Raw genomic sequence first — 25,834 nt, 5'->3', positions numbered from 1 at the left:
TTTATATCAATACATTAATATGCTTTTCTGAGCATATGTGCGTAAACGTCCGGAAGAGGACTTTCCTCAATTGCGCGCGCTGTTTTTTCAATATCATACGGCACTCTAATGAATTCTACTTTAATGCCGTCTTTTTTGGAAAGATTACTGCTTTTTTCAATGGTTATCACAGCATAACAGCAGTCTGGATTTCTATCTTTTGGTTTTCCAACCGACCCTGCATTAATGGCATGAAAATAACTGCCTTTCTTATTGGGGTTTTCCAATATGCGATGATACGGCAGGTGAGAATGCCCGCAGATTAGAATGTCTGTATTGGAATCAAGAAAGATATCAGTGAAATCTTTCTCATTTTTATCCTCAAGCAGATATTCCCTGCTGCTGTAAGGGCTTCCATGAACCATCAAAATCTTTATAAGTTTGTTAGCCGTCTGATATTCAAGTTTAATATGGGCAGGAAGAGCAGAAAGATATTTTATCTGCTCTTTGCCCACAATCTGGTATGCGTAGCTTTCAATGTCATTTGAACCGTCATTGTGTATCTCGACAGCCTTGACATCGTGATTTCCTGCAAGGGTGGGAATATGCTTTTTACGGATCTCATTGATCACGGCATTGGGGCATAAATTGTAGCCGACCAAATCTCCCAAACAGTAAAGCGCATCTATATTGTGCTCTTCAATACTTTTTAAGGTCTGCTCCAATGCGGGGAAGTTCGCATGTATATCCGATATTATTGCAATTCTCATATTTCTTTTAAGCAGTTTCTGCAGGCAGCTGTTTTGCGAAATACTTCTTTCTGAACCAGAATGCAAGGTTTACCAGTGCTATAAGAGCAGGCACTTCTACCAGAGGGCCTATGACACCCGCGAAGGCCTGGCCGCTGTTTATTCCAAACACGCCGATTGCCACGGCAATGGCAAGCTCAAAATTATTGCCGGTGGCCGTAAATGCTATAGAAGTTGCCTTTGAATAGTCAGCCCCAAAATATTTTCCTGTAAAAAAGCTGATGATAAACATTAAAGTAAAATAAATCACAAGCGGTATTGCAATACGAACAACGTCCATAGGGATCTGAACAATAAGTTCCCCTTTCAGGCTGAACATTACAATAATTGTAAATAGCAGTGAAATAAGAGTAATCGGCGAGATAAACGGCACGTACTTATTCTCAAACCATTCAGAACCTTTTAAAGCTGTCAAAGCATAGCGGCTTATGACTCCCAGAGCAAATGGAATACCTAAATAGATACCGACGCTTTCGGCAATCTGTGCAATGCTGATGTTCACTTCAAAACCGTCATATCCAAAATAGGGAGGAAGAATGGTTATAAAAAGGTACGCGTATACACTGTAAAGCAGCACCTGAAAAATGCTGTTAAGGGCAATAAGTCCTGCTGCATATTCACGGTTTCCGTCTGCCAGATCGTTCCATACCACAACCATTGCGATACAGCGCGCCAGACCGATAAGGATTACCCCGATCATGTATTCAGGATATCCGTTTAAAAACAGCAGCGCCAATAAAAACATTAAGACGGGACCTACAATCCAGTTCAGCAGTAAAGAGGCGCCCAAGACTTTTGTGTTTTTGAAAACCTGTCCCATCTGCTCGTATTTTACTTTTGCCAGAGGCGGATACATCATCAGGATAAGTCCTACTGCCAATGGAATGTTTGTGGTGCCGCTGGAAAAAGAATTGATGAAATCTCCGCTTGAAGGAATAAAGTATCCCACTGCCACGCCTACAGCCATAGCAAGGAAAATCCAAAGGGTTAAGAAGCGGTCAAGGAAGCCTAGTTTTTTGCGTCCGACCACTGGTGCACAGTTATTTGCTGACATTTTATTTTTTTATTTGCGAGAATACGTAAAACATTTCAGTTCCTATCTGCAGGCTTCGCTCCAGATAAGTTTCTTTCTGCTGAGGCGTTCCGTCAGAAATTTTTGGATCTTCAAAGGTAATCGGGATTCTTTTCTCAGCACCTGCTATAAACGGGCATCCGCCGTCAGCCTGCGAGCAGGTCATTATTGCGGCAAATCCGCTTTCAGGATTGAAGTCATCATCATAGGTTTTGGAAAAACCGATGACAGGAAGTTCGTCAGCTGAATATTTTATGGAATAAACGGGGTTTGATCCCTCTGAAAGCGTTTTGATGTTGAATCCTGAATCCTTCAAAGTCTCTGCTGCCATTGGGAAAAGGGCAGTAGCCTCGGTTCCTCCTGAATAGCATGAAACGTTTGTGATGCCGTAATAGGCCGCCGCAGTCTGCGCCCAAACCTGTGATAAGTGGCTCCTTCTGGAATTATGTGTGCAGATTAGGTTTAGTCTGGTTTCCAGCTTACTGTCCACTTTAGTCTGAATGAAGTCAATTAATGGCTGCAGGACTGCTTTGCGATCTTCGGAAATCTGCTTAAAATCAAATGATTTAATGGTATTCTCAATTTGTGGATATAACATAGTTTTTTGGCTGTAAAGGTTTATTGATTATCTGTTTAATGATTAGCAGCATCCTCCGCCCGGAGTGCATGAAGAAGCATTATCAGCATTTAGCTGAGATAATTTTACTTTAGGCTTATCAGATGGAATACCGCACTGCTCCTGAGCAAGACAGGCTGTCTGTTTATTAAGCAGAGTGAAGTTTTTGCCGTTAAAATCCAAATCGTATTTACCGATAGTAGTGTTCTGGTACTCCACTTCAATTTCATTGTCTTCAATTCCCAATACTTTTTCTGAAAGTTCAATGATGTGGATCAGCTTCTGAGGTTTAAGCCTGTGTTCGTAGTCGTTGGCATCCCAAAGCTGGAAATTTACAACAGTTTCTTTTCTTACTGTTCCTCCGCAGTCGATGAAGTTTTTGGTCACCAGGCCTACTTCGGTTACGTGAAAATATTCCGGTACAAATGTGCCGTCCGGCAGTTCAAAATTTACGGCTTCCACTGTTTTAAGCACCTCTTTAATTTCTGAAAGTTTCATAATTTTTTATATTTAGTTAAACTATATTTTTTATTAATTAATAACGGAGCTTCTTCTTTCAAGAAGCGCAGTATCTCTCCAGATACCATTTTGTTTTCCGATTTTCTCCCTTGTTCCAAGTATCCTGAAACCTGCTTTTTCATGAATGCGGAGACTTGCCGTGTTCTCAGGAAAGATCCCTGCCTGAAGCGTCCAGATTCCTTCTGCTTCGCTCTGTCGGACAAGTTCATTTAAAAGGGTAAGCCCGATTCCTTTTCCTGAATGTGCGGGATTTACATATACGCTTACTTCTGCAACTCCTGCATAAACGCAGCGTGAAGAAACAGGCGTAAGGGCAGCCCAGCCAATTACATTACCATCTTCCTGCATCACAACTCGGCATGACTTAAGATGCGACTGATCCCAGTCTTCCCATGAAGGGGCACTGGTCTGGAAAGTGGCATTGCCGGTGTCTATCCCTTTTTGGTAAATTATTTTTACCTGATCCCAGTGTTTGTCCGAAAGTTTTCTGATTTCCATATTTTTATAGATTAGCAGCATTCGCTTCTCTTCTTTACCAAATGATCTGATATATGCTCAAAGAAGCCTTTTATCTTTTCAAGTCCAGGTTCATTGATGCAGTAGCAGATTGAGTTTCCTTCAATGCTTCCTTTAATCAGACCCGCATTCTTTAATTCTTTCAGATGCTGTGAAACTGTCGGCTGAGAGAGGGGAAGTTCGTTTACAATATCTCCGCAGATGCAGGCATCCACTTTTAATAGATATTCGATAATAGCGATACGCGCAGGATGGCCTAACGCTTTGGCTAAAACAGCAAGCTCATTCTGGCTTTCTGTAAAGTGATCTGTTTTTGTTGCTCCCATCGTTTTATGTTTATATTGCAATATTACGATATAAAATTTAAAGAAAAAAGATTTTATGTTTTTCTTTTGCAGTGTAAGATGCATTAGGTAATCATTGCATAAAAATAGCAGATGCAAAAATAGCAGTGAAAAAAATTATTGCTCTTTTAATAGCCTAATGAAAAATTAAATTTCAATTCTCCTAAAACAGCCATTGCAGAATCTCTTTTTTATGTAGTATTGCAAAAGCTTAGATATTCACCATGTAAGCATTATTTGGTTTATGATAAATAGCCGCTAAAAGGGATAGTAAGAACGGAAAAGTTTGGGACAAGCCCATTACCGGCTCTGTAAATCATTAAATGGACAAAATGAAAATATAAAAAAAGAGTATAAATACTGATAATTTAAAAGCAGCAATCTTAATTAGGCTGATGGTTGGATCTGTATTTCTTTCAGAAGGAATTCAGAAATTTTTATTTGCTGAGACAAATGGATCAGGACGATTTAAAAAAAAAGGGTCTGCCTTTGCCTGATTTTTTTAGGTAATTTTGTCGGCACATTTTAAATAGTTTTCGGAGCGTTGATTCTCTTTGGGCTTTTGACAAGACCGGCAAGTATTCCACCTATCACTATTATGCTTGCTGCAGCTGTGACAGCCAAATCGGAAGTTTTGGCCCAAAAAGGGTTTTGGGAAATGATGCATGGAAGCAGAACGGACTGTAATGCTTTTGGGAAGCATTTTTTATCGATTAAAGGCGCAGGGTATGGGTCGGTGGACAATATTTTAAGGAAAAATGGAGACTAAAGCAGATTTAAAAGAGATCGCAAAAGTTTTTCTAAAACTTGGCATTATTGGTTTTGGCGGCCCTGCTGCACATATTGCCATGATGCAGGATGAAGTGGTTAGAAAAAGGAAATGGCTGACCGAACAGCATTTTTTGGACTTAATTGGTGCAGTAAACCTGATTCCAGGACCCAATAGCACGGAAATGGCAGTCCATATCGGCCATGAAAAAGGAGGCTGGAAAGGTTTGATGATCGCAGGGCTTTGTTTTATTTTGCCAGCCGTTTTTATTACGGGAATTTTTGCTTACTTCTATAAGCAGCACGGACAAATCCCGGAAGCACAGCCTTTTATTTATGGAATAAAACCGGCCGTTATTGCTGTTATTGTTGGTGCGGTTTTTCCATTGGCAAAAAAAGCGCTGAAATCAGCAGAACTGGTACTCATCGGACTGCTTGTTTTGGCGGGTTCACTCTCCGGCTTCAATGAAATATATTTGATGTTTGGTGCTGGATTTTTTGCTTTGCTGCTGACTTATATGCGAGACAGAAAGCAAAGCAATATCAAAGGTTTTGTTCCTTTGTCTCTAGTGCAGATCACGCACCCGGCAATTCTGGCACCCGGCAATGCAAATCTGTTTTTTATTTTTCTAAAAATTGGGGCTGTACTTTACGGAAGCGGTTATGTTTTGTTTGCTTTTCTTGACACAGAATTAGTTTCAACAGGGCTTTTAACACGCCAGCAATTGATTGACGCAATTGCAGCAGGGCAATTCACACCGGGACCCGTTTTTTCTTCAGTAACTTTTATAGGTTATCAAATCAACGGTTTCACAGGAGCAGCGGTTTCGACAATTGCCATATTTTTACCTTCTTTTATATTTGTGGCATTGTTAAATCCAATGGTAAAGAGAATGCGAAACTCACAACTATTTGCAGTATTTTTGGACGCGGTAAATGTGGCATCAGTAGCAATAATTGCTGCAGTTTGTTTTGATATGGGAAAAGAAGCGATTACCGACTGGCGGACAATTTTAATCGCAGTTTTAAGTCTGGCAATTGCATTTGGATACAAGAAATTAAATAGTGCTTTTGTAGTTTTAGGCGGTTCGTTAATGGGCTGTCTGCTGACCCTTATATGACCAGAAACATATATGCTGATAAGCCGGGAGGACAGCAGATTTAACAAATATGTAAAAAAAACAAAATATAATAATAAAGCACAGCAGTAAAAAGCAATTACAAAAAAAAGGATGGATAAATTATTTAATAAAAAGTATTTTCTGATTGGTTTGTTTTCACTTTTATATCTTCCATCGGACGCCCAGACTCCTTATTATGATTTAAAATCAGATAAGTGGGGAGTGAAAAACAATGGCCGCATTGCAGTAAAGCCCCAATACGATTTTATTGGTGTTTTCAGGGATGGAAAAGCGCAGATCACGCTAAATAAAAAGCAAGGATACATTGATGAGACTGGCAGAGAAATTATTCATCCGAAATATTGGGCAATATATGAATTTAATCAAGGTCGGGCTATTTTTATTAATCATATAAATGGAACGCAGATTTATCAGTGGGGAGTGGTTAAAGATAATGGAGAAGAAATTGTGCCGGCTAAATATCATCGTATTGGCAATTATGAAAATGGATTTGCAGTTGTAAGCTTAATTTCAAAACTTGGTGTAATAAACACTTCAGGTGTTGAAATTGTAAAGGCAAAATATGATAAAATTATATGGAGCAATAATAAAGCAATAAACAGTTTTATAGTGGAGCTTAACGGAAAACAAGGAATTGTATCGGAAACTGGGGAAGAAACAGTTCCGCTGAAGTATGACAATATTGCCCCTTATAAGGATGGGGCAGCTCAAGTGACTGCACAAAAAAAAATAGGTCTTATTGATCACTTTGGTAAAGAAATCGCAGCGGCAAAATATGAATGCATTGGTAGTTTCCAGGAAAACCTTGCAGTAGTAAAATTAAATAGCAAATCCGGCTGTATTGATAAAAGGGGAAAAGAAATCATTCCCTTGCAATATGATGCGGTTTCCGGATTTTTTGATGGTTATGCCATAGTGATTATCAATAATAAAAGAGGTGTAATTAACCTGAAAAATGAAATAATAATTCCCATAAAATATGATTCGATGTCATATTTTATTAAGGGAATCTCATACGTAGAATCAGCAGGCAAAGAATTTTTCATTAATATCAAAGAAGAGCATGTTGCCGGGGAGCCATATCTGAAGAATTTTAGATTTTAATTAGATTAGCCATGTCTAAATTTCAAAACTAAGTATTAGAATAAAGAGTAAAGATAGATTTTAAAGCAGCGGACATTAATGGTAATTTGTCGTTTATAAGGCTTTAGAGCTTTTAAAAGAAAGGAGCCAGAGATTTGTAAGCAATCTTAAAATAAACCGTAATCTTCTGCAGCAGGCCAATGAAACTTCATAGAGCATCCTTTTGCTGTAATTCTAAGCCGTATTGACAGCCAGACTTCTGCCGAATTAATTTTCGGCCGGGGAATTGGTGATATTTTCAGTGTGCGCAATCGCGGGAAACATTATCAATGAGGACATTTTAGGCAGCATGAGTTTGACTGTAAAGCGGCAGGTTCAAAAATAATTGCAGTATAAGGTCATAAAAAATGCGGCGCTGTAAAAGTTGCCTGCACCCATGTTGAAATGGGGTAACCTTACATCGCTGCTGACCAAAATAAGACCGGAAGCTGATCATGAAACCCATACATAAGAAAACCGCAGTTCGTGCAATGCTGCTTTTGTAGAGAATGTGTCTGTTATTAATGTTAAACGTACTGTTTCATCGATAATGCAGCGCAGTCCAATATTGAAAGAAATGATTGAAAACGGAGAAATTCGAATTGCTGGAGGATCACACGACATTACTACAGGCGAGGTGACATTTTTTCCTGAAACTATTAAATTAGGATCGTAAAAAGCAAGGACAGCAGATTATCTGAATATTGAAAATAAGCAGTGAGAAAAAAGGGCATTCATCGTAGATTAAAATGACATTATTTCATTGTTCACTATGAAAAAATGTCAGAATTATCCCCTGGCATATTATTTGTTTTTTTTCCTTGTGCGCACCGTTGTGCAAGTTCAAAAATTTATTGTATAACAATTTTAAAAATTACTGTTATGAATCTTATTAAAAGAAACGGAAGCCATGTGCCGGCTTTCCAACGCTTGTTTTTTGATGATGTTTTTGGCCGCGATCTTTTCAATTGGGAAAACAACAATTTTTCAACCACAAGCACCACACTGCCTTCAGTGAATATTAAGGAAACTGATGAGAATTATGAAGTGGAGGTTGCCGCTCCCGGTATGAGCAGGGATGACTTCAAGGTTACCCTTGATAATGGACAGCTGCTTATTTCTTCGTCTAAACAGGAACATGTAAATAAAGAGGAAGAAAATTACACCCGCAGAGAGTTCAGCTACCAGTCTTTCCAGAGAAGTTTTGTACTGCCTAAAAATGTAGTGGACGAAGATAGAATTCGTGCCCGTTACGAAAATGGAATTTTACTGCTGTCGATTCCAAAACTGGAACAGGCCAGACAAAAGTCACCAAGGATGATAGAGATTTCTTAAAAACTTTTATCAATTTTTTTATTGAAAGCTGCCCTATAAAGGCAGCTTTCTTGATAATAATTTAAAAATATGCTCTCACAATTATTCTCAGGGATCGCTGTGCTTTCTCTTATTGTCTTATTGCTGATTTTACTGCTTCGGCGGTTAAAGCAGCCTTACTTTATCGCCTACATAGCGGCCGGCGTGCTTTTAGGTCCTCAGGTATTTAATATTATCCACAAACCTGATGTGATATCAGAACTTGGTGAGATAGGGATCATTATTATGATGTTTTCCATTGGAAGCGAGATTGACCTTCAATATCTCACGCGTAATTTTTACAAGCCGCTGTTGATTTCAGTTGTTCAGGTCGTGCTTAGTTTTATCTGCATGTATTTTGTAGGATCATATGCGGGATGGGAAATTACAACAATTGTGTTGACTGCTTTTACAATCAGCATCAGCAGTTCGGCTATTGTATTTCAGTATCTGGCCAGAACAGGCCAAATTAAAAGTCAGCTCGGCATGATTACCTGCGGTGTATTATTAATGCAGGATATATTGGTTATACCTATGATGCTGGCTTTGAATTTTATGTCAGGCGCCGCCGTATCAGCAGTTCAATTGATAAAAGTATGTGCAGGAGGCGTACTGATGATTCTTTTTTTGAAAGGGGCTCTGACTAAAAAACTTTTTAAAATTCCGATGCGCAAAGAGATTGCTGCTGACCATGAACTGCAGGTTTTTATCGGCTTCAGCATCTGTTTCACAATGGCCTGGATCAGCGGATGGTTTGGCTTGTCTACCGCCTTTGGTGCTTTTGCTTCAGGAATATTAATCGGGCATGATAAGGCAACCCGCTGGCTGGGTAGTTCCCTTATTCCTTTCAGGGTATTTTTTATGGCTTTCTTTTTCTTAGCTGTAGGACTGCAGTTGGATATTAATTTTTTTATTCAAAATACAGGTACAGTTATATTGATTTCATTTTCAGTACTCATTATAAACAGCCTGATCAATACCATCCTTTTTAAACTGACTAAGAACTCCTGGCGAGACAGTTTATATGCAGGGGCACTCTTATCGCAGATAGGGGAATTCAGTTTTATTTTAATGACCATGGCAGCTTCTTTAAAATTAGTGGAAAATTATACGTATCAAATAACACTGGCTGTAATTACTTCAACTATGATGCTTACTGCAATCTGGCTTATGATTATCCAGCGGCTGATTTTCAGGCTGAAATAGAAATGAAAGATTGTTTTTTTTTTGACCGGCACGGCTATATTTTTTTTTTCTGAGAATTGGTTTATAAAAGTCCCGAAGAAAAAATAGGACAGTGATGAATTGATTGTGAGCGGCCTGTCTAAGTTAATATGAATTGCTGTCAGCATCATAAAATATACTATGATTGACAGTGCTTATTTCCTAGGAGCTCTTCCCGCTGTGCGCTGCAATCTTTGCGGTGAACCCCGCAACAAAAGATTTTACTGCACACGAGCGAAGCGAAATGGCGAAGCAATCGGTGCTGGGGGATGCTCAGACGTGCTTTTTTGTCTTGGAAAACTGCACTTCAAACCCGCTTTTTGCACTTCTAATCAACAGCCAATCCCCTGTTTATAGTGATGCAGTAAACATAGCAGCGGCGGGGCTTTAAATTAATAAAAAAACAGAAGGTTATAATAAAAAAGGCGCCAATTGTCTTGAATTGGCGCCTTTTGGCTGTGGAGAGAGCAACAGGACAAATTTCTGTAAAATTTTTGGACGATTTGAAGAGATTGTCATACTGCATTTAGTGCCTTTCATTCATTGGCTTTATCAATTTGGTTTGGATGTCCTGTTGGGGATTGATCGAAAAATCTATTTAATTTTTTTTGACAGCTTAAACAGAATTCACCTTAGCTTTATGTGACACTTTTGGAGGCAGCTCCAGCACCGGGTGCCACGATTTTCGCGCAGAACTAAGAATGTTGAGATAATAACCAGCCTAAGACTTCTGTAAAATAAGAAGCAAATCCAATTTTAAATTTTAAAAATGCCTCTGAATAGCTAATGCTAGTTCATTTTTAAGGAGGGCTATTATTAATAAAGCTTAACTATTTTTATTTATTTTTTGCAATTCAGTCGGGGAGTAGCCAAACTGTTTTTTGAACGCAAAGGAAAAATGCGATAAATTTTCAAAACCTGTTTCATAATAAATCTCGACAGGTTTTTTATTTTTTTCATTAAGCTGATAATGGGCTAATTCCAATCTTTTTTTGGTTAGCCAGCGTTGTGGCGTACTATTGAAAGCCTTATGAAAATCCCGTTTAAAAGTGGTAAGACTCCGGCCTGTTAAATAGCCAAACTTTTCCAAAGGCATATTAAACATAAAGTTCTTCTCCATAAAAGCAGTTAAATCAATTTTATCAGGTTCTTCAAAGCTGGCCAGTACAGCATCAATATCGGCATCAATGTTTCTAAGAATTGAAATTGCTTCAGTAATTTTTAATGAAGCGATATTCTCGGGAAAGTTTTCCTGCATGTCAAAATAGGGAATCAGCGAAGCCAGACAGCTTTCCAGCAGAGGATGTTTATGGAAACTGAAAATTTTTGGTATGGCAGTTTTTATTTTTGCATTTTGGCGATCGTAAAATTCCCGGAGCCTTTTAGCCGTTAGATGCATCGCAGCTGCTTTGTGGGGCAGTCCATCTTTTGGAATATTAATGATTGCCGCCAATTGGTTTCTTGGAATTAAAAAAGTACTGCCCGGGCCAAATACAAAACTTTCATCTGCCTGGATAATTTTGGTTTCACCTGAAATTAACCACACAAGCAGATGGTCATTAAACGCAGCTTCTGTTTTAAACAGCTTACCGGAATAATTAGAAAGTTTAATGTCTGGGTTTATGTAATTTACCTGATAATCCATAATTGCCTGTGTGGTATAAAGATACAAATATTAACTAAGATCGAAATGTATTCCGGTCATTTCCTGGCTTAATTTCCATAAACGTTTTGCATTTTTTTCATCTAATGAATAAGGTGCAACACCTCCAATAATTTTTTCATTTGAATTTAAAGATGCTATATCTGCGTTTTCACAATACACCCCGCCAATATTGTTAAGCGATTTGCTTGTCGCAGCCCAAAGGGTTGTGGCTGCACCTTGCGGGATCGTTTTTAATGACGCGGCAACTTCCGGCAGTATATTTCCTTCAGCATCACTGTAACCGAGTTTTTGGAACAAATCAGCTGGCGCTTCTCGAGCTAATTCTGTTTGCCCAACAGCACCCGGACATAAGCAATAACTTCTCACATTATACTTTTTTGCACGCGTGTCTAATTCCATAGAAAAGAGATTCACCGCTGTTTTTGACTGTCCATAGGCCTGTAAGGTCTCATACTCCCGATTTAGAAAATTAGGATCTTGAAAATTAAAATCTGAAAATTGATGCCCTCCTGAAGAAACATTGACCACTCTGGCGCCATCAGCTTTTTTTAGTGCAGGCCATAATCTTGCCGTAAGCTGAAACAGTGCCAGATAATTAGTGGCTAATTGTGATTCATAGCCTCGGGAATCCCTGCGCAGCGGCACCCACATAATCCCTGCATTGTTAATGAGCAGATCAAGCGGTCTTCCTGAATGCAGATACTTTTCAGCAAAAGCATCAAGAGAACCGGGATTCATTAAATCCATGTTTTCTATTATTACATTTGGAGTTCCCTCGAGATTTCTTTTCGCTTTCTCTGCATCTCTGGCCGGTACAATGACCGTTGCCCCTGCCGCCGCAAGTGTTTTGGCCGTTTCCAGGCCAATGCCTGTATTCCCGCCCGTTACAATGGCAGTTTTCCCTGTAAGGTCAATTCCTTTTATAATTTCCTTTGAGGTAGATTTTGCGCCAAATCCCGAACCTGTGGTTTTCTGTAATTTTCCGTGATAATTATTCTGTTCCATTTTTTTAATTTAAATTATTTTAACAGGACAAAATTAGAGGATGAAACAAGCAGCCGCTTTGTTTAAACGTCTTAATATGGTTTGTTTAAACGTCCAGGTCAAAAATTTGCGGGTCAACTTCAGGTATAGCTCACCGGAGCGGCCAACAATTACTATTATGGAGCAGCCTATTATGAATAGGATGTGAAAAAATCCACCATTGCAGCCCCAACTGCTGGAATTATAGAGGAAAACCTTTCGGATGGGCCGATGAGGCGGAAAAAGAAAGCTAATGTTTAAAAGATGGGCTGCGTGCCGGATCTGCTGGAACAGCACAGAAATGGATAAAACAATACAGGCAGTAAGGATAAAAGCGGTCTGGACACAGCGCAGAATTAAAATTTTAAGCCGAAAGAGACATGATCTGCAGAGGGCGCCCAGATTGTCCATAGCTGGTAAAGAGGAAATCAGTACCTGAATTATTTTTTAACAGCATCTGAAAATGAGACAGAGCTTATAAAATCATAGATGCGCGGAAGATTGCGGACAGACTCTATCGCCTGAGGGCATACGCTTAGGAATTATACAGCTGGATTAGTTTTAGATTTGATCCAGGACTAGGTGGTAAGCAGAAAAGGAGCCCTGTTAAAAAACAGGGCTCCTTTAAAAAAAAATAAAAATGAAAACTACTAATTCCAGCCGCCGCCTAAGGCTTTATAAACATTAACAAAAGCATTCATCTGCTGTTTTTTGGTTTCGATAAGTTCAAACTTAGATTCTAAAGCATCTTTCTGGGTCAGTAAAACTTCCATATAATCTGCCCTGGCAGAACTAAATAAGTTATTGGATATCTGAACAGATTCGTTTAAAGCATCAACTTGTTTTGACTTCAAATCATAGCTTTTTGCTGTATTTTGAATTTTAGAAAGCTGATTCGCAACTTCAACATAAGCGTTTACCAAAGTTCTTTCATAATTGTAAACTGCCTGAATTTGTTTGGCGCTTGCAGTAAGATAACTTGCCTTAATAGCATTTCTGTTGATCAGAGGAGCAACCAAATCTCCGGCTATGGAATACAATAGAGATTCTGGAGAAGTCAGCAGATACTTGGCATTGAAAGCTTCATAACCAATTCCTGCTGAAATGCCCAGCGATGGATAAAATTTAGCTTTAGCGGCCTTAATGTCGAGTTTTGCAGCGATTAGTTCCATTTCTGCTTTTTTAATGTCGGGACGATTCTCCAGAAGCTGAGAAGGCACTCCGGCATGAATATCTGCAGGAGTTATAGAACTGAATGTATTGCTGTTTCTGGCAATTTTTTGAGGAAAACGCCCCAACAGGAAATTGATTTTATTTTCTGTTTCGGTTATCTGCTGCTGTATGTCAAACTGAATGCTTTGCGTGCTTAAAATCTGAGCTTCAAACCGGCGTACAGCCAGTTCGTTTACCCTTGCCGCTTCTTTTTGTATTTTTACGACTTTTAATGCATTGGTCTGAATGTCAATATTTTGTATGATGATTTTCAATTGATTATCCAACGCTAAAAGTTCGTAATACGAATCGGCTATTTCTGCAATCAAATTGGTAACTACAAAATTCTTTCCTTCAATAGAACCTAAATAACGGTTTAAAGCTGCTTTTTTAGCATTATGCAGTTTGTTCCAAATATCGATTTCCCAGCTTGAAGTCAGCGCAAAACGATAATTAGGAAGCGGATCTGGTGTTTCTTTCCCAGGCATAATTTCTGTTGTAGCTTCACCAGAACCTGTGCTTGTGTATCTTCCTGACTTCGTTACATCTGCACCGGCGCTAAAACCTACAAAAGGCAGGTATTCTCCTTTTCGTGCTTTTACTTCGCTTCTGGCAATTTCAATTTCCTGAAGTGTGATGTTTAATTCCTGATTGTTTTTTAAAGCGATATCAATCAGATTTTCTAAATTTTCGTCTGTAAAATAACTTCTCCATTTTACTTTTCCGGTATTTAGAGTGTCTAAGCCAGTGTCAGCATAGTTTTCTGGCAGTGTTTTGTTTTCTGTTTTTTCTGCAATAGTTGTCGTTTTACAACCCGCTATGGTGAGTAATACGCAGGCAAGACCTGCGTATTTTATATTTCTGTTATTCTTCATTTTCCTCCGTTTGATTGTTTGTTGAAAAATCATGTACATGATGCATAAAATCATCAGATAATGAACTTTCTTCTTCTCCTTTAATTAGTTTTCGGCCTTGAGCCAATGAACCAAAAATGTAGTATAGCCCGGGAACAATAATTACTCCGAAAATAGTTCCGAAAAGCATTCCACCAAGCGCGGATCCTCCAATAGTTCTGTTACCGATTGCACCCGCTCCAGAAGCGAAAATCAACGGAATCAATCCTGCAATAAAGGCAAATGATGTCATTAAGATTGGTCTGAAACGAACCTTAGCGCCTTCAATAGCGGCTTCGAGAATGGTAGCGCCCTGCTGGTGTTTGAGGACGGCAAATTCGACTATCAATACGGCATTTTTACCGAGCAGTCCGACCAACATAATTAATCCGATTTGCGCATAAATATCGTTTTGTAAGCCCATCATTTGAAGAATGACAAACGAACCTAAAATTCCAACAGGAATCGATAAAATCACTGAAAACGGAATAATAAAACTCTCATATTGCGCAGCTAACACAAAATAAACGAAAGCCAATACGACTAAAAAGATGTAAAGTGATTCGTTACCTCGTCCAGCTTCATCATAGGAAAGGCCCTCCCATGCAATATCATATCCTTTAGGAAGTGTTTTAAGCGCTGTTTCCTGTACTGCTTTAATGGCATCAGCAGTGGTGTATCCTTTTGCAGGCTGACCCTGAATAGCAGCAGAATTATACATGTTGTAACGCGTGATCTCATTAGGTCCTTGTGTTTTTTTAAGCGTCATAAAAGCAGAATAAGGCACCATTTCTCCATGATCATTTTTTACATAGAGATTCAATATATCTGACGGAAGTCTTCTGAATTTTGGATCAGACTGCACGTATAATTTAAAGAAACGTCCAAATTTGATGAATCCTTGTTCGTAGGTACTTCCGATTAGAATGTTGAGGTTTTCCATCGCTTTACCAATAGAGACCCCTTTTTGCATTGCCAGATCATTATTTATCTCCAATTCATACTGCGGATAATTGGCAGCGAAGAATGTAAACAAACCAGAAAGCTCTTTACGTTTGCCGAGTTCGGACATAAACTGCTTGTTGATTTTATCAAACTCCTGGTAATTGGTACCGGTTGTTTTATCCAGCAAACGCATCGAAAAACCTCCTGATGATCCAAAACCAGGAATTGCAGGCGGTTCAAAAAACTCTACAACAGCACCCAGATCTTTAGATTTCTTTTCTAACTCTTCCATGATTTCTGTAACAGAATGTTTTCTGTCCGACCATGATTTCAGGTTAATCAGACAGGTTCCAGCATTTGACCCACGGCCTTCCGTCATGATTTCGTAACCCGCCAAAGAAGAAACCGATTCAACACCTTCAACCTTTTCACAGATTTTCTGCAGTTTCTGCGCTACCTGATTGGTTCTTTCTAAAGTTGCACCCGGTGGTGTTTGAATGATTCCGTAAATAGTTCCCTGATCCTCACTCGGAATAAATCCAGAAGGTAAAACTTGATTTTCTATAAAAATGAAAGCACAGAACGCAATTAAAATTCCGAAAGTTAGAACTCTTCGGCTCACAATTGTTTTTAGAACGACAACATAACGGCCTGTAAGTCTTTCAAACCATCTGTTAAAAGCATCAAGAGACTTGGTGAGGATATTTCCTTTTTTCTCTTTTCCGTGATTGTTTTTCAAAAGAATCGCACAAAGAACAGGAGTAAGGGTTAAAGCCACGATTGCTGAAATAATAATCGAGCTTGACATGGTAACCGAAAATTGTCTATAAAAAGTTCCAACCGGACCCGACATAAACGAAACGGGGATAAAAACCGAAACCATAACGGCTGTAATGGCGATAATCGCACCTCCAATTTCACCCAAAACTAATTTTACAGCATGGTAAGGCGTAATATGCGGAAATTCTTCAAACTTGGCATGGACGGCCTCGACAACGACAATCGCGTTATCAACTACAATTCCTATCGCTAATACCAATGAAAATAGGGTTACCAAGTTGATTGACATTCCAAACATCTGGATCACAAAGAAAGCTCCAACCAAAGAAACTGGAACGGCAATAATTGGAATTAAAGTGGAGCGCCAATCTCCTAAAAATATAAATACAACTAAGGCAACCAAAATAAAGGCATCTCTCAAAGTATGAACCACCTGATCGATAGAAGCATCTAAGAATTGCGAAACGTCATAACTGATTTTATAATCCATTCCTGGAGGAAAACTTGCTTTCATTTCTTCCAGTTTCGCTTTAACGTCATTGATTACGTCGCTTGCATTACTTCCGTAGTTTTGTTTTAATACAATTGCGGCAGAAGGATGACCATCTAGATTGGAGTAAATATCAAAGAATTCACTTCCTAATTCTACTTTTGCAATGTCTTTTAAGCGAATGCTTTCACCTTCAGAATTCGCACGGACAATTACATTTTCGTATTGTTTTGGCTCGTCGTATCTTCCTTTATAAGTCAATACATATTCTAAAGATTGTGCTGCAATACCAGAACTTTGTCCTAATCGTCCCGGACGGCCAATAATACTTTGTTCTTGTAAAGCTTCCATCACTTCTTCAACAGAAATTTTGTAAGCTCGCATTCGGTCAGGATTCAACCAAACACGCATGGCATATTTACGGCTTCCTAAAATTTGAGTTCTCGCAACACCTTTAACACGGCTGATTTCCGGAATCATTTTTACATCAGCGTAGTTGTAAAGGAATTTTTCATCCATGCTTTTGCTTTTCGAATAAAGATTCACATACATCAGCATGCTGGGCTGAATAGGGGTAATAACAACTCCTTCACGCTGAACCAGTTCAGGTAATAATGGCATTACCTGATCGACCCTTGTTTTGACTCTGATTACAGCTTCATTAGGATCGGTTCCCGGTTCAAAAATGATTCTAAGTGTTGCTTCTCCAGCACTTGTGGCATCTGTCGCCATATAACGCACACCTTGTGTACCGTTAAGCGAATTCTCTAAGGTGATTAAAGTAGATTTTACCAATACATCGGCACTTGCTCCCGGATAAGCAATAAAGATATTTACAGTTGTGGGCGCAATTTGAGGGAATTGCGAAATAGGTAGCTGTTTGATCGACAGCGTGCCTATAAATACAATTATAATCGAAATTATAATTGCAAAAACGGGTCTATGTATAAATTTATTAAACATTTCTTTTTCTTTTAGATTCGGTTATTCCGCATACAGTTCTAAGTTGGACATAACCGATTCGGGTTTTAAAACTTCGTAGTCTATTTTTTGATTTTCTTTTACAAGACGAAGTCCCTCTAAAAGTATTTTATCATGAATCGACAAACCTTCTTTTATTACAAATAGGTGAGGCATTTCGGCAGCAATAACAACCTCTCTCGATTTTACTGCATTGTTTTTATCAATTACATATACATATTTTTTGTCTAAAACCTCAAAAGTTGCTTTCTGAGGTATCAGCATAGCATTTTTCAGTTCTATCGGCATCTGGATGCTTCCGGTTTCCCCGTGTCGTAACAATCTTTTTGGATTTGGAAAAACAGCTCTAAAAGGAATATTTCCTGTTTCATTATCAAAATCGGCTTCAATGGTTTCTACAACTCCGGGATATTGGAATTTTTTATTGTTGGCCATCAATAAATAAACTTTCATTTTACCATTTTTTCCTGCTTTTTCCTGATAATCTAAATATTCAGATTCCGGAACATTATAATATACCCACATTGAACTGTTGTCTGCCAATTCTGTAAGCAGTTCGCCTTCATCAACTAAACTTCCCTGACGGACATGAAATTTATCGATGATTCCGTCAAAAGGCGCTCTGATTTCTGTAAACTGAAGATGAACTTTGCTTAAGGCCATTTCAGCATTTGCTTTTTCCAGTTTGGCTTTTGCCATTGCCAGTTCATTTGGAGAAACCACTTTTTCGTCAGCTAATTTTTTAGCATTTTGGTATTCTATTGAGCTGAAACTTACTTCTGCTTTAGATTTTTTTAATTCGGCTTCATAAAGCGCAGGCATAATTTTAAACAACAGCTGGCCTTTTTTAACCATTTGTCCTTCATCTACATAAATTTTTTCAAGGTAACCGCGCTCTTGCGCTCTTATTTCGATATGTTGAATAGAGTGTATCTGCGATACATAATCTTTTGTAATGGTAGTATCTTTTTCAATTGGATTCGTAACCAGAAATTTGGTTTTTTGCTCTTTTTCTCCTTCTTTTTTAGAGTTGCAGCCTGCAAAAACTAATGCACATAAAGACATGAGCATGAAAATTCTTTTCATAATAATTTCAGAATTAAAACGTAATGATTTTGATTTTTTTAACAGCCTTAAATAAGGCTGAAGTATTCCGCATCCGTTTGCCGGCTTAGAGAAATCATCTGCCGGCAAAGGATAAAACGGTAAATTGGAAATAGTTTGTGACTACTTAGGATAAAAAATCAAATTCTGAAAACTTGAAATCGAAGGTATACTTTATTAGAAAGTAAGGCGAAAATTTTAAAGTTATTAGCCTTTTTGTTAAAGGCAGGACACACTGCAAATTTATTGCGGCACAGGAAATGTAAAAAGCAGCTGCTTTTTACAAGCTGTTTTTGAATGGTGGAAAAATTTTCTTCATTTTCTTCATTATCTAAAAGACAGCATTTTCTTTTGAAGGTTTCAACAGAATGTCTTTTAGCCAGATAAGCTCCCGTATCGGACTTTATTTCCCGAAGTGCTGCAGGGTGCGGTTTTTTCTCTGAGAATTGGCTGCTGCTTGTATATACACTGCCATATCCCATTAACAGGACAACAAGTGACAGGGTAAAACTAGCAAACCATTTTTTCATAGGAAATACAAATTTAGATAAAGAATTTTATAAAAACAATCACTGTGATTTACTAATTTATGCCAAATGGTAATTTGGGATTTTTTAGGCAATTTATTAAAAAAAATCATTTATTTTTAGCCCCCATATTATGAATTGGCAAATAAATAGAGATTATGCCTTGTCTTTTTTTATCAAAAGCCGGCCGTTTTAAAGAAAATGAAAAGCTGGGCACCAATTGCTAATATGAAGTATGGTTCCAATCCAGGTCTTATCAATGCCTTTTGCATATCAGCTCTTAAAAGCAGGCTTTTTTATATAAGGGCTGATGATGAAAAGACCGGATAAAATGAACGGGATACCCAGCCGGTGCCCGTTGACAGCAGAGGGGCTAATTAGTGTGCCTTTGCAAAATAATCTTACTTACGTGATTGGTCCTAACTGGCATTATTCATAATACCGGATGCTGGTTCATTTTTATGCATGGATCTTCTTTGGCATTTTAAGCCCTAATGCCTATTTTTGTTCAATGGCAAAACTTATAAATCTCAAAATTTTCGTACATTTTTTCCAATCTTCCGCAGCAGGAGGGATTCTGCTTTTAATTTGTGTGCTGGTTTCTCTTATAATGGCCAATACTGGGCTCGGAGTACATTTTAATGATTTGCTGGGGTATCCTTTGGGATTTGAAGCAGCGGGCCTGCAGCTGCGGTATCCGGTGCTGCTATGGATCAACGATGGCTTGATGGCTGTTTTTTTTCTGCTGGTAGGCCTTGAAATCAAGAGGGAAGTGATAGAAGGTGAGCTTTCATCTCTTCGCCATGCGGCCCTGCCGGTGCTGGCAGCTGTTGGAGGGGTCATGGTTCCCGCATTGATTTACTTTCTTTTTAACGGACAAAGTCCTGATACTGCCAAAGGATGGGGAATCCCTATGGCAACCGATATTGCTTTTGCTCTTGGAATACTTTCCCTTTTAGGAGATAAGGTTCCATCAGGGCTTAAGATATTTCTTGCCGCTCTGGCCATTGTGGATGATCTGATTGCCATTTTGGTTATCGCGGTTTTTTATTCCTCGGAACTTCATTTTCTGTATCTGGTTTATGCAGGGGGTATATTTGTACTGCTTATGATTTTTAACCGCTTGGGTGTTAAGAATTTGTTTTTTTATCTCCTGCCCGGTGCGGTGATGTGGTATTTTATACACCATTCAGGCGTTCATGCCACGATAGCCGGAGTGCTTACGGCCTTAACGCTTCCCACTAACGAAGAAGAAACGGATTCCCCTTTGGAAAAGCTGGAACATGCTTTGGCTCGTCCGGTAAATTTTATCATCATGCCTGTTTTTGCACTGGCCAATACTAACATTGCTTTTGAATCCGAAATGCTGCAGGGACTAACCGGTAATCTTGGACTTGGAATTATTCTGGGGCTTTTCCTGGGCAAACCCATCGGCATCTTTGTAATGTCTTGGTTCTCGGTAAAAATCAGGGCAGCTGATCTGCCTGCTCAGACGACATGGACTCATGTGCTGGGACTGGGGCTTTTAGGCGGAATCGGCTTTACGATGTCCATCTTTATAGCGCTGTTGTCTTTTCAGGAGCAGGCCTATCAGAATGAGGCGAAATTTGCGATACTTACTGCTTCTATACTGGCTGGGGTATCAGGTTTTGTATTGCTGAGCTGGTATAATAAAAAGAAACAGCAGCAGTAGTTTTTTGTTGATTCTTCTTAAGGGCTAACTGTCTTTTAAACAATGCGGCATCTTTCACTAAAAGACGTTCATTGAGCCATTTGGTCAGTTTTTCACTGTCTTCTGCTGTTAGGTTTTTTGAGGCATCGTAAATTACAGCGGTGATCGTTGAGGTGCTGTCTTTATAATTCACTAAAGTGTTTTTGGCAATGGAAAGCGAATGGACATCAGGAAATAAGGTTCTTATTTCTTTTAAAAGCTGTTTGTTGTCAAATTTGTTTTTTGCCAGCTCTTTTTCCAGCTGGATTATTTTAACATCCTTTACATTCATTTCATTCTCGCTGCTCTTGATCTGATTTAAGATATCGCCTTTTATGTCGTTAAAGCGGTCGGTGCTGTCCTGTCTGATGCGAAGGCTGGTGCCGGCAAGGTACTTATTGCTGTTGAGTCTGCTTTTAAGGCTCTGAATCTCCTTATCGGAAAATCGTTTCGATAAGAAAGCAAGTTCGAGTTTTTTCTGCTTCGCGTTAAAATCCGTCTTTTTATAAACCACCGTATAACCCTTGCTGCTGAACTCACTGTCAACAAAAAGCTCTGCATTTTTTTTAAACTGCTGTTCCCTGTATAGGGAGTAGGCGAGATAACTGCTGGGAACGAGCATGGCAGTAATGAGAAAAGCAATAATATACTTCACCCTTTGCTGGTGTTTTTCATCCACCTGTTTAACAGCAGCATAATTCAGGTATTTAATAATTAGAAAAGTAGCGATACCGATAAAAACGCAGTTGATGCAATACAGGTAGAAAGCTCCTAGAAAAAAGCTCCACTGGGCAGTTGCAATCCCATATCCTGCGGTGCATAAAGGCGGCATCAATGCCGTTGCAATAGCTACTCCGGGAATAGGATTTCCTTTCTCTGACCGCGTAACGGCAATGACCCCGACAACACCTCCAAAAAAAGCGATAAGAATATCGTAAATGTTCGGGGAGGTTCTCGCCAGTAGCTCCGACTGCACATCCTTGAAAGGACTCAGATAAAAATAAAGCGTGGAGACCGCCAGACTCACAACCGTTGCATTGAGCAGGTTTTTGAGTGATTTTTTAAGCAGTGAAAAGTCATAAATGCCCAGGGCAAAACCAGCCCCTACAATAGGCCCCATCAGAGGGGAGATGAGCATCGCACCGATGATAACAGCTGTAGAGTTTACATTGAGCCCCACAGAAGCCACAATTATGGCGCAGGCCAGTATCCAAAGATTGGCTCCTTTAAAGGAAATGTTTTTTTTAACGGTCTGCAGTGTTTTTTCTCTGTCGTCTTCTCCTTCTCTAAGATTCAGAATATCAGTAATTTTTCTCATGATTGTCTGCATTAGGGTTACTGCTGTGATCGCTGTATTTAAAGATAAGATTTATTTTAATAACAGGTATGGATTTCAAACAGATTAATTAGTGCAGCGGCTTATTATCCATTAATTTTATCCTTGTGGTATTCTTTGAGCCATTTTTCCATTTTTTGCAAAAGCTGTATTTCTTCTGGATCACCTGCTGGATCTAAAAGGCCGATGATTGTTCTGTCGTAATTGAATTTCTTATCTTCAAAAATACAGCTGAATTTGGGAACTTCGTTGTGAGATACAAGCCATTTTCCGTGCTCTGTTTTTTTAATTTGAAATTTTTTCATAGGAGTTTAAATTTGTCTGGGTGCCTTAATTATAGTGCTGTTATGATAGACAGGCACCGAACTATTGTAAACGGCTGACAGCAGGCAGTATTGTTCATGTAGATTAATTCTTTTCAAAGCGGCAGGATCTTGGAGCTTTCGGTATTGATATAAAATTAATCCACAGCCTTATAGCCGATACAGAATAATGTTTCGCCTTGGTTTACCGGCAGTCTTCCTGCTTTGTAGAGAATTGTGCCGCTTTGGGGCGCTGTGATTATTTTCACATTACGTCCGAAAACATCTGTGATATAGCCAATTTCCTCTTCTTTTATCACTCTGCTTCCAGCTTTAAAACTGCTGTAAAATAATCCCTGGCCGGGTCCTGAAACATAGGCCTGCCTGTTGTATTTGTTTTTTGCAGGAGCAGCCGGTATCACTTTTTTGCTTTCATACATTTGCAGCTCTTTGAGCATGCGGTAAACTGCATTTTTAGTAAAGGAAACATCTGACTTCTCGCAGCTGCCAAGCTTTCCAATTTCAATGCTCAGCGCCGGGATGCCCAGCCTTACGGCCTGCTTAAAGGCATACATCGCCGGCTGGCCTTCGGCAATTACATAGGGATAACTCACAATGGTGGAAAAACCGCTGTTTTCACTAAGACGGGAAACCAGCCGGGTCTGCTCTTTGAATTCCTTGTTATCATAATAACAGATAAAGGGTATGAGATCTTCATTGACATCCCCGCCATGCAGATCCAGAAACACGTCCGTGGCGTCAAAAACCTGAGTGGTTATAAAATCAGCAATTACCTCGGTGATACTTCCTGTTCTGCTGCCTGGAAAAACACGGTTTAAGTTCAGGTTGTCCGAGGGGTTTACAAAAGGAGTTCTTTGGTAGAAGGACTGCAGGTTCATGATGGGAATAATGATTAAATTTCCTTTAAGCTTTTGAGGATTTATTTCCCTGCGAAGCTGCAGCAGAGAGGCTATGGCGGGATATTCCATTCCGTGAATACCTGCCGTTATGGTAAAAGTGGGACCGCTCTGGCTTCCTTTGATTAGAGTTGCGGGAAGATCTGCCGTAATGGAATCCAAGGTGCTTAAATGAAATATGGTGTCTTTAACACCAGGCTGGAGCTGGGATAAGATCTTTTTTAAAGAATTTTTTTGAGACTGTGCTGTTTGAACTATTAGTAAGGAAAATAAAAAAAGGAGTAAATTTTTCATGCGTATTTTAAAGCGGCTGAAGCGCTTAATATATTATTGTTTAGTTGATTTAAATTAAAAATAATAGCTCGGGATTCAATTTGCTGCAGGGAGAAAAACAAAAGCTGAACGAACGGCTCTTTACCTTTTTTTAAAATTTGATGCAGTCTGCATTTTTTTTATTAGCTGGAACAAAAATGTTCCATTGTAATAATCCCTAAAAGTTATTATTCAAATGTCATGGATTTAAGCCTGTTTCGGTAGGATTCCAAAATATCTGATTTAGCCATAAAACCATAATACCTGCCGTTTTTTTCTACAGGAAGAAATATTTTACTGCTTTTCTCAAATTTATTCATGACGGTTTCCATGCTGTCAAAGAGATAGATAGTTTGAACCGGCTTTAACATTATATCTTTTACCATTGTATTTTTAACTTGAGAAGTATCAAAAATGATTTCTCTGATGTCATCAAAATAAACCAGTCCCTCGAGCTCATTCTCCGGGCTCACTACTCCAAAAACGACCTGATCGCAGTGTGCCAGCAGATCGGAAATCTTTTCCATATCCTGATCTGCTGTAAGGGTCAAATAATCTTTTTTTACAAGATCCTCAATATTGAGCGTGCATAAAATATTGCTGTCTTTATTGCTGGTGAAGGCATTTCCTTTTCGGGCAAGGTTTTTTACATCGAGAGAATGTTTTTCAAAACGTTTTGAAACAGCAAAGCTTACTGAAGCCACTATCATAAGGGGTATCATCAGATCGTAGCCTCCGGTTATTTCTGCAATAAGAAAGATCGCTGTCAGCGGGGCATGAAACAGCCCGCTGAGAATTCCTGCCATCCCTACAAGGGTAAAGTTGCTAATCGGAAGATCCGTTAAACCAGCCAGATTTAACAGCTTTGAAAAGAAGTATCCAGCATAGGATCCCAGAAATAAGGAAGGGGCAAAGTTCCCGCCGTTCCCGCCGCTTCCAAGGGTTATCCCGGAAGCAAAAGCTTTTAGGAACATTGAAAATCCAACGAAAGCCAGCAGTATCCAGCTGCTGGTGCTGTATTGCTCAAAGAGTGTGTTTTTTAAAAGTGCTCCCGGGTTCTTATCGGCCAGGATTTTGATGCTTTCATAACCTTCACCAAATAAGGTAGGGAAAACAAAAATCAGAATTCCCAATACCGCTCCTCCAATTAAAGCTTTTTTATAGGGGCCAAATTTTAAGTGCGCAAAAAAATGTTCTGTTTTTAAAAATTTCCTGGCGTAGAAAACCGCTGTAAGACCAGTAAAAAGTCCCAGCAGCACGTAAAATGGAATATTATGATAGTCGAATGTCTGCTTTTCTCTAAAAACCAGCAGTATATTTTCATTTAAGACCACCGCTGAAACAAGCGCGCCTGTTGCCGCGGCAATCATAATAGGGGTAAAAGCCGCGATTGTAACATCTACCAGCAGCACCTCGACAGCAAAAAGCACACCGGCTATAGGAGCGTTAAAAGCGGCCGCTATACCGGCTGCAACCCCGCATCCAATGAGCAGCGTCCGTTCCTGGTAGCTTAATTTGAACTGCTGGGCAAAATTGGAACCAAAGGCGGCACCGGTAATTACAATTGGACTCTCCAGCCCGGCCGAACCCCCAAGCCCCACAGTAAGGGAACTGGTCATGATCTGGGCGTACATTTGTTTTTTAGGGATAATGCTGGCTTTTCGCGCGACGATGTACAAGATCTGAGAAGTCCCTTTTTCGAGGCTGCCTCCTAAAATCCTGTTTACCACAAGTACAGTCAGCAGTATCCCAATCAAAGGAAGTATGCTGTTTATAAAACTTAATTTTACTATTGCGTTGATATAAGCTGCAAAGGAAAAGACCCAATGGGCAAAGGCCTTTAAAAATATTACAGCAAAGGCAGCAGTAAATCCAATCAATACGCTGGCGAGAAAAATGAACTGTTTGCGGGTTAATTTTTTCTGTCCTTCAATCAGGATGTATTTTACTTTTAAGAGCTGTGTTACGACTATTTTCATTGATTAGTAATCAGGTGCGGGCAGCCAGCGGGCAGTATTAAAATATTCAGCCTGGGTCTTGCCTTGTTAGTTATCTCTATCGTTTTTGTCTGCAGTGCAGAGCTGGATTTATTATTTTACTTAGCCACAGCGGTTCTCTGTACGCTGAAATTTTTATTTTAGCAGTAAACAGGCAGAAGATTTCTTCTTGTT

At 39.2% G+C, this 25,834-nt stretch carries 21 protein-coding genes; 5 read left to right on the top strand and 16 right to left on the bottom strand.

The genetic code is table 11. From position 1 onward, the window contains the following. Positions 1 to 14 precede the first annotated feature (14 nt). From AC3Y25_RS05200 to AC3Y25_RS05175, 6 genes are read right to left on the bottom strand one after another with little or no spacing between them, the layout of a single operon-like run. Positions 15 to 749 carry a metallophosphoesterase family protein gene (locus AC3Y25_RS05200; protein WP_095927781.1) on the bottom strand — a complete coding sequence of 245 codons (735 nt, stop codon included), beginning with the start codon at positions 747 to 749 and terminating at the stop codon, positions 15 to 17. Positions 750 to 756: 7 nt separating this feature from the next. After that, positions 757 to 1,842, bottom strand: coding sequence for an ACR3 family arsenite efflux transporter (gene arsB / locus AC3Y25_RS05195; protein WP_095927780.1), 1,086 nt, complete (start codon positions 1,840 to 1,842; stop codon positions 757 to 759). A 1-nt stretch (position 1,843) separates the two neighbouring features. Next, a complete protein-coding gene (locus AC3Y25_RS05190; RefSeq protein ID WP_095927779.1) occupies positions 1,844 to 2,458 on the bottom strand; it encodes an arsenate-mycothiol transferase ArsC in 615 nt (204 codons plus the stop codon). 42 nt (positions 2,459 to 2,500) lie between these two features. Further along, positions 2,501 to 2,974, bottom strand: coding sequence for a DUF6428 family protein (locus AC3Y25_RS05185; protein WP_095927778.1), 474 nt, complete (start codon positions 2,972 to 2,974; stop codon positions 2,501 to 2,503). Positions 2,975 to 3,007: 33 nt separating this feature from the next. Beyond that, complete coding sequence (locus AC3Y25_RS05180; protein WP_489902001.1) at positions 3,008 to 3,514, bottom strand: GNAT family N-acetyltransferase; 507 nt, start codon at positions 3,512 to 3,514, stop codon at positions 3,008 to 3,010. Next, complete coding sequence (locus tag AC3Y25_RS05175; RefSeq protein WP_095927850.1) at positions 3,505 to 3,837, bottom strand: ArsR/SmtB family transcription factor; 333 nt, start codon at positions 3,835 to 3,837, stop codon at positions 3,505 to 3,507. Before AC3Y25_RS05175 ends, AC3Y25_RS05180 begins: the two co-directional genes overlap by 10 nt. Before the next feature lie 776 nt (positions 3,838 to 4,613). On the opposite strand from AC3Y25_RS05175, the gene chrA reads away from it, so the two are divergent. The 4 genes from chrA to AC3Y25_RS05155 all read left to right on the top strand — a co-directional run bounded on the left by chrA (position 4,614) and on the right by AC3Y25_RS05155 (position 9,446). Continuing rightward, entirely contained in the window at positions 4,614 to 5,744 is a 1,131-nt protein-coding gene (chrA, locus tag AC3Y25_RS05170) for a chromate efflux transporter (RefSeq protein ID WP_095927776.1), read from the top strand. A gap of 111 nt (positions 5,745 to 5,855) precedes the next feature. Then, positions 5,856 to 6,869: a WG repeat-containing protein gene (locus AC3Y25_RS05165; protein ID WP_095927775.1), complete on the top strand. Its 1,014-nt coding sequence runs from the start codon at positions 5,856 to 5,858 to the stop codon at positions 6,867 to 6,869. 900 nt (positions 6,870 to 7,769) lie between these two features. Further along, positions 7,770 to 8,222, top strand: a complete 453-nt coding sequence (locus tag AC3Y25_RS05160; protein ID WP_095927774.1) for an Hsp20/alpha crystallin family protein — start codon at positions 7,770 to 7,772, stop codon at positions 8,220 to 8,222. Positions 8,223 to 8,291: 69 nt separating this feature from the next. Further along, on the top strand, positions 8,292 to 9,446 hold the full coding sequence (locus tag AC3Y25_RS05155) for a cation:proton antiporter (protein ID WP_095927773.1): 1,155 nt from the start codon (positions 8,292 to 8,294) through the stop codon (positions 9,444 to 9,446). Positions 9,447 to 10,290: 844 nt separating this feature from the next. Here AC3Y25_RS05155 and AC3Y25_RS05150 read toward each other — a convergent pair. The 6 genes from AC3Y25_RS05150 to AC3Y25_RS05125 form a co-directional block, all read right to left on the bottom strand. After that, positions 10,291 to 11,109: a helix-turn-helix domain-containing protein gene (locus AC3Y25_RS05150; RefSeq protein ID WP_095927772.1), complete on the bottom strand. Its 819-nt coding sequence runs from the start codon at positions 11,107 to 11,109 to the stop codon at positions 10,291 to 10,293. Positions 11,110 to 11,139: 30 nt separating this feature from the next. Continuing rightward, positions 11,140 to 12,135 carry an SDR family NAD(P)-dependent oxidoreductase gene (locus AC3Y25_RS05145; protein WP_095927771.1) on the bottom strand — a complete coding sequence of 332 codons (996 nt, stop codon included), beginning with the start codon at positions 12,133 to 12,135 and terminating at the stop codon, positions 11,140 to 11,142. A 668-nt stretch (positions 12,136 to 12,803) separates the two neighbouring features. After that, entirely contained in the window at positions 12,804 to 14,240 is a 1,437-nt protein-coding gene (locus AC3Y25_RS05140) for a TolC family protein (protein WP_095927770.1), read from the bottom strand. Continuing rightward, positions 14,230 to 17,436: an efflux RND transporter permease subunit gene (locus AC3Y25_RS05135; protein WP_095927769.1), complete on the bottom strand. Its 3,207-nt coding sequence runs from the start codon at positions 17,434 to 17,436 to the stop codon at positions 14,230 to 14,232. Before AC3Y25_RS05135 ends, AC3Y25_RS05140 begins: the two co-directional genes overlap by 11 nt. Before the next feature lie 21 nt (positions 17,437 to 17,457). Beyond that, entirely contained in the window at positions 17,458 to 18,540 is a 1,083-nt protein-coding gene (locus AC3Y25_RS05130; protein WP_095927849.1) for an efflux RND transporter periplasmic adaptor subunit, read from the bottom strand. Between the two features lie 158 nt (positions 18,541 to 18,698). Next, complete coding sequence (locus tag AC3Y25_RS05125) at positions 18,699 to 19,088, bottom strand: hypothetical protein (protein WP_095927768.1); 390 nt, start codon at positions 19,086 to 19,088, stop codon at positions 18,699 to 18,701. A 508-nt stretch (positions 19,089 to 19,596) separates the two neighbouring features. On the opposite strand from AC3Y25_RS05125, the gene nhaA reads away from it, so the two are divergent. Then, complete coding sequence (gene nhaA / locus AC3Y25_RS05120; RefSeq protein WP_095927767.1) at positions 19,597 to 20,778, top strand: Na+/H+ antiporter NhaA; 1,182 nt, start codon at positions 19,597 to 19,599, stop codon at positions 20,776 to 20,778. On the opposite strand, the gene AC3Y25_RS05115 is transcribed toward nhaA, so the two are convergent. The 4 genes from AC3Y25_RS05115 to AC3Y25_RS05100 form a co-directional block, all read right to left on the bottom strand. Continuing rightward, a complete protein-coding gene (locus tag AC3Y25_RS05115; protein ID WP_253251743.1) occupies positions 20,711 to 22,114 on the bottom strand; it encodes a DUF389 domain-containing protein in 1,404 nt (467 codons plus the stop codon). The genes nhaA and AC3Y25_RS05115 overlap by 68 nt on opposite strands. A 104-nt stretch (positions 22,115 to 22,218) precedes the next feature. After that, complete coding sequence (locus AC3Y25_RS05110; RefSeq protein WP_095927766.1) at positions 22,219 to 22,437, bottom strand: hypothetical protein; 219 nt, start codon at positions 22,435 to 22,437, stop codon at positions 22,219 to 22,221. 155 nt (positions 22,438 to 22,592) lie between these two features. Next, positions 22,593 to 23,645, bottom strand: coding sequence for a succinylglutamate desuccinylase/aspartoacylase family protein (locus AC3Y25_RS05105; RefSeq protein WP_320492525.1), 1,053 nt, complete (start codon positions 23,643 to 23,645; stop codon positions 22,593 to 22,595). 206 nt (positions 23,646 to 23,851) lie between these two features. Continuing rightward, positions 23,852 to 25,642, bottom strand: coding sequence for a chloride channel protein (locus AC3Y25_RS05100; protein ID WP_320492526.1), 1,791 nt, complete (start codon positions 25,640 to 25,642; stop codon positions 23,852 to 23,854). Positions 25,643 to 25,834: the final 192 nt, after the last annotated feature.

Source organism: Flavobacterium sp. LK-23 (assembly GCF_058135255.1).
Note: the sequence above shows the minus strand (reverse complement) of the source record. Positions and strands in the feature narration are given on the sequence as shown.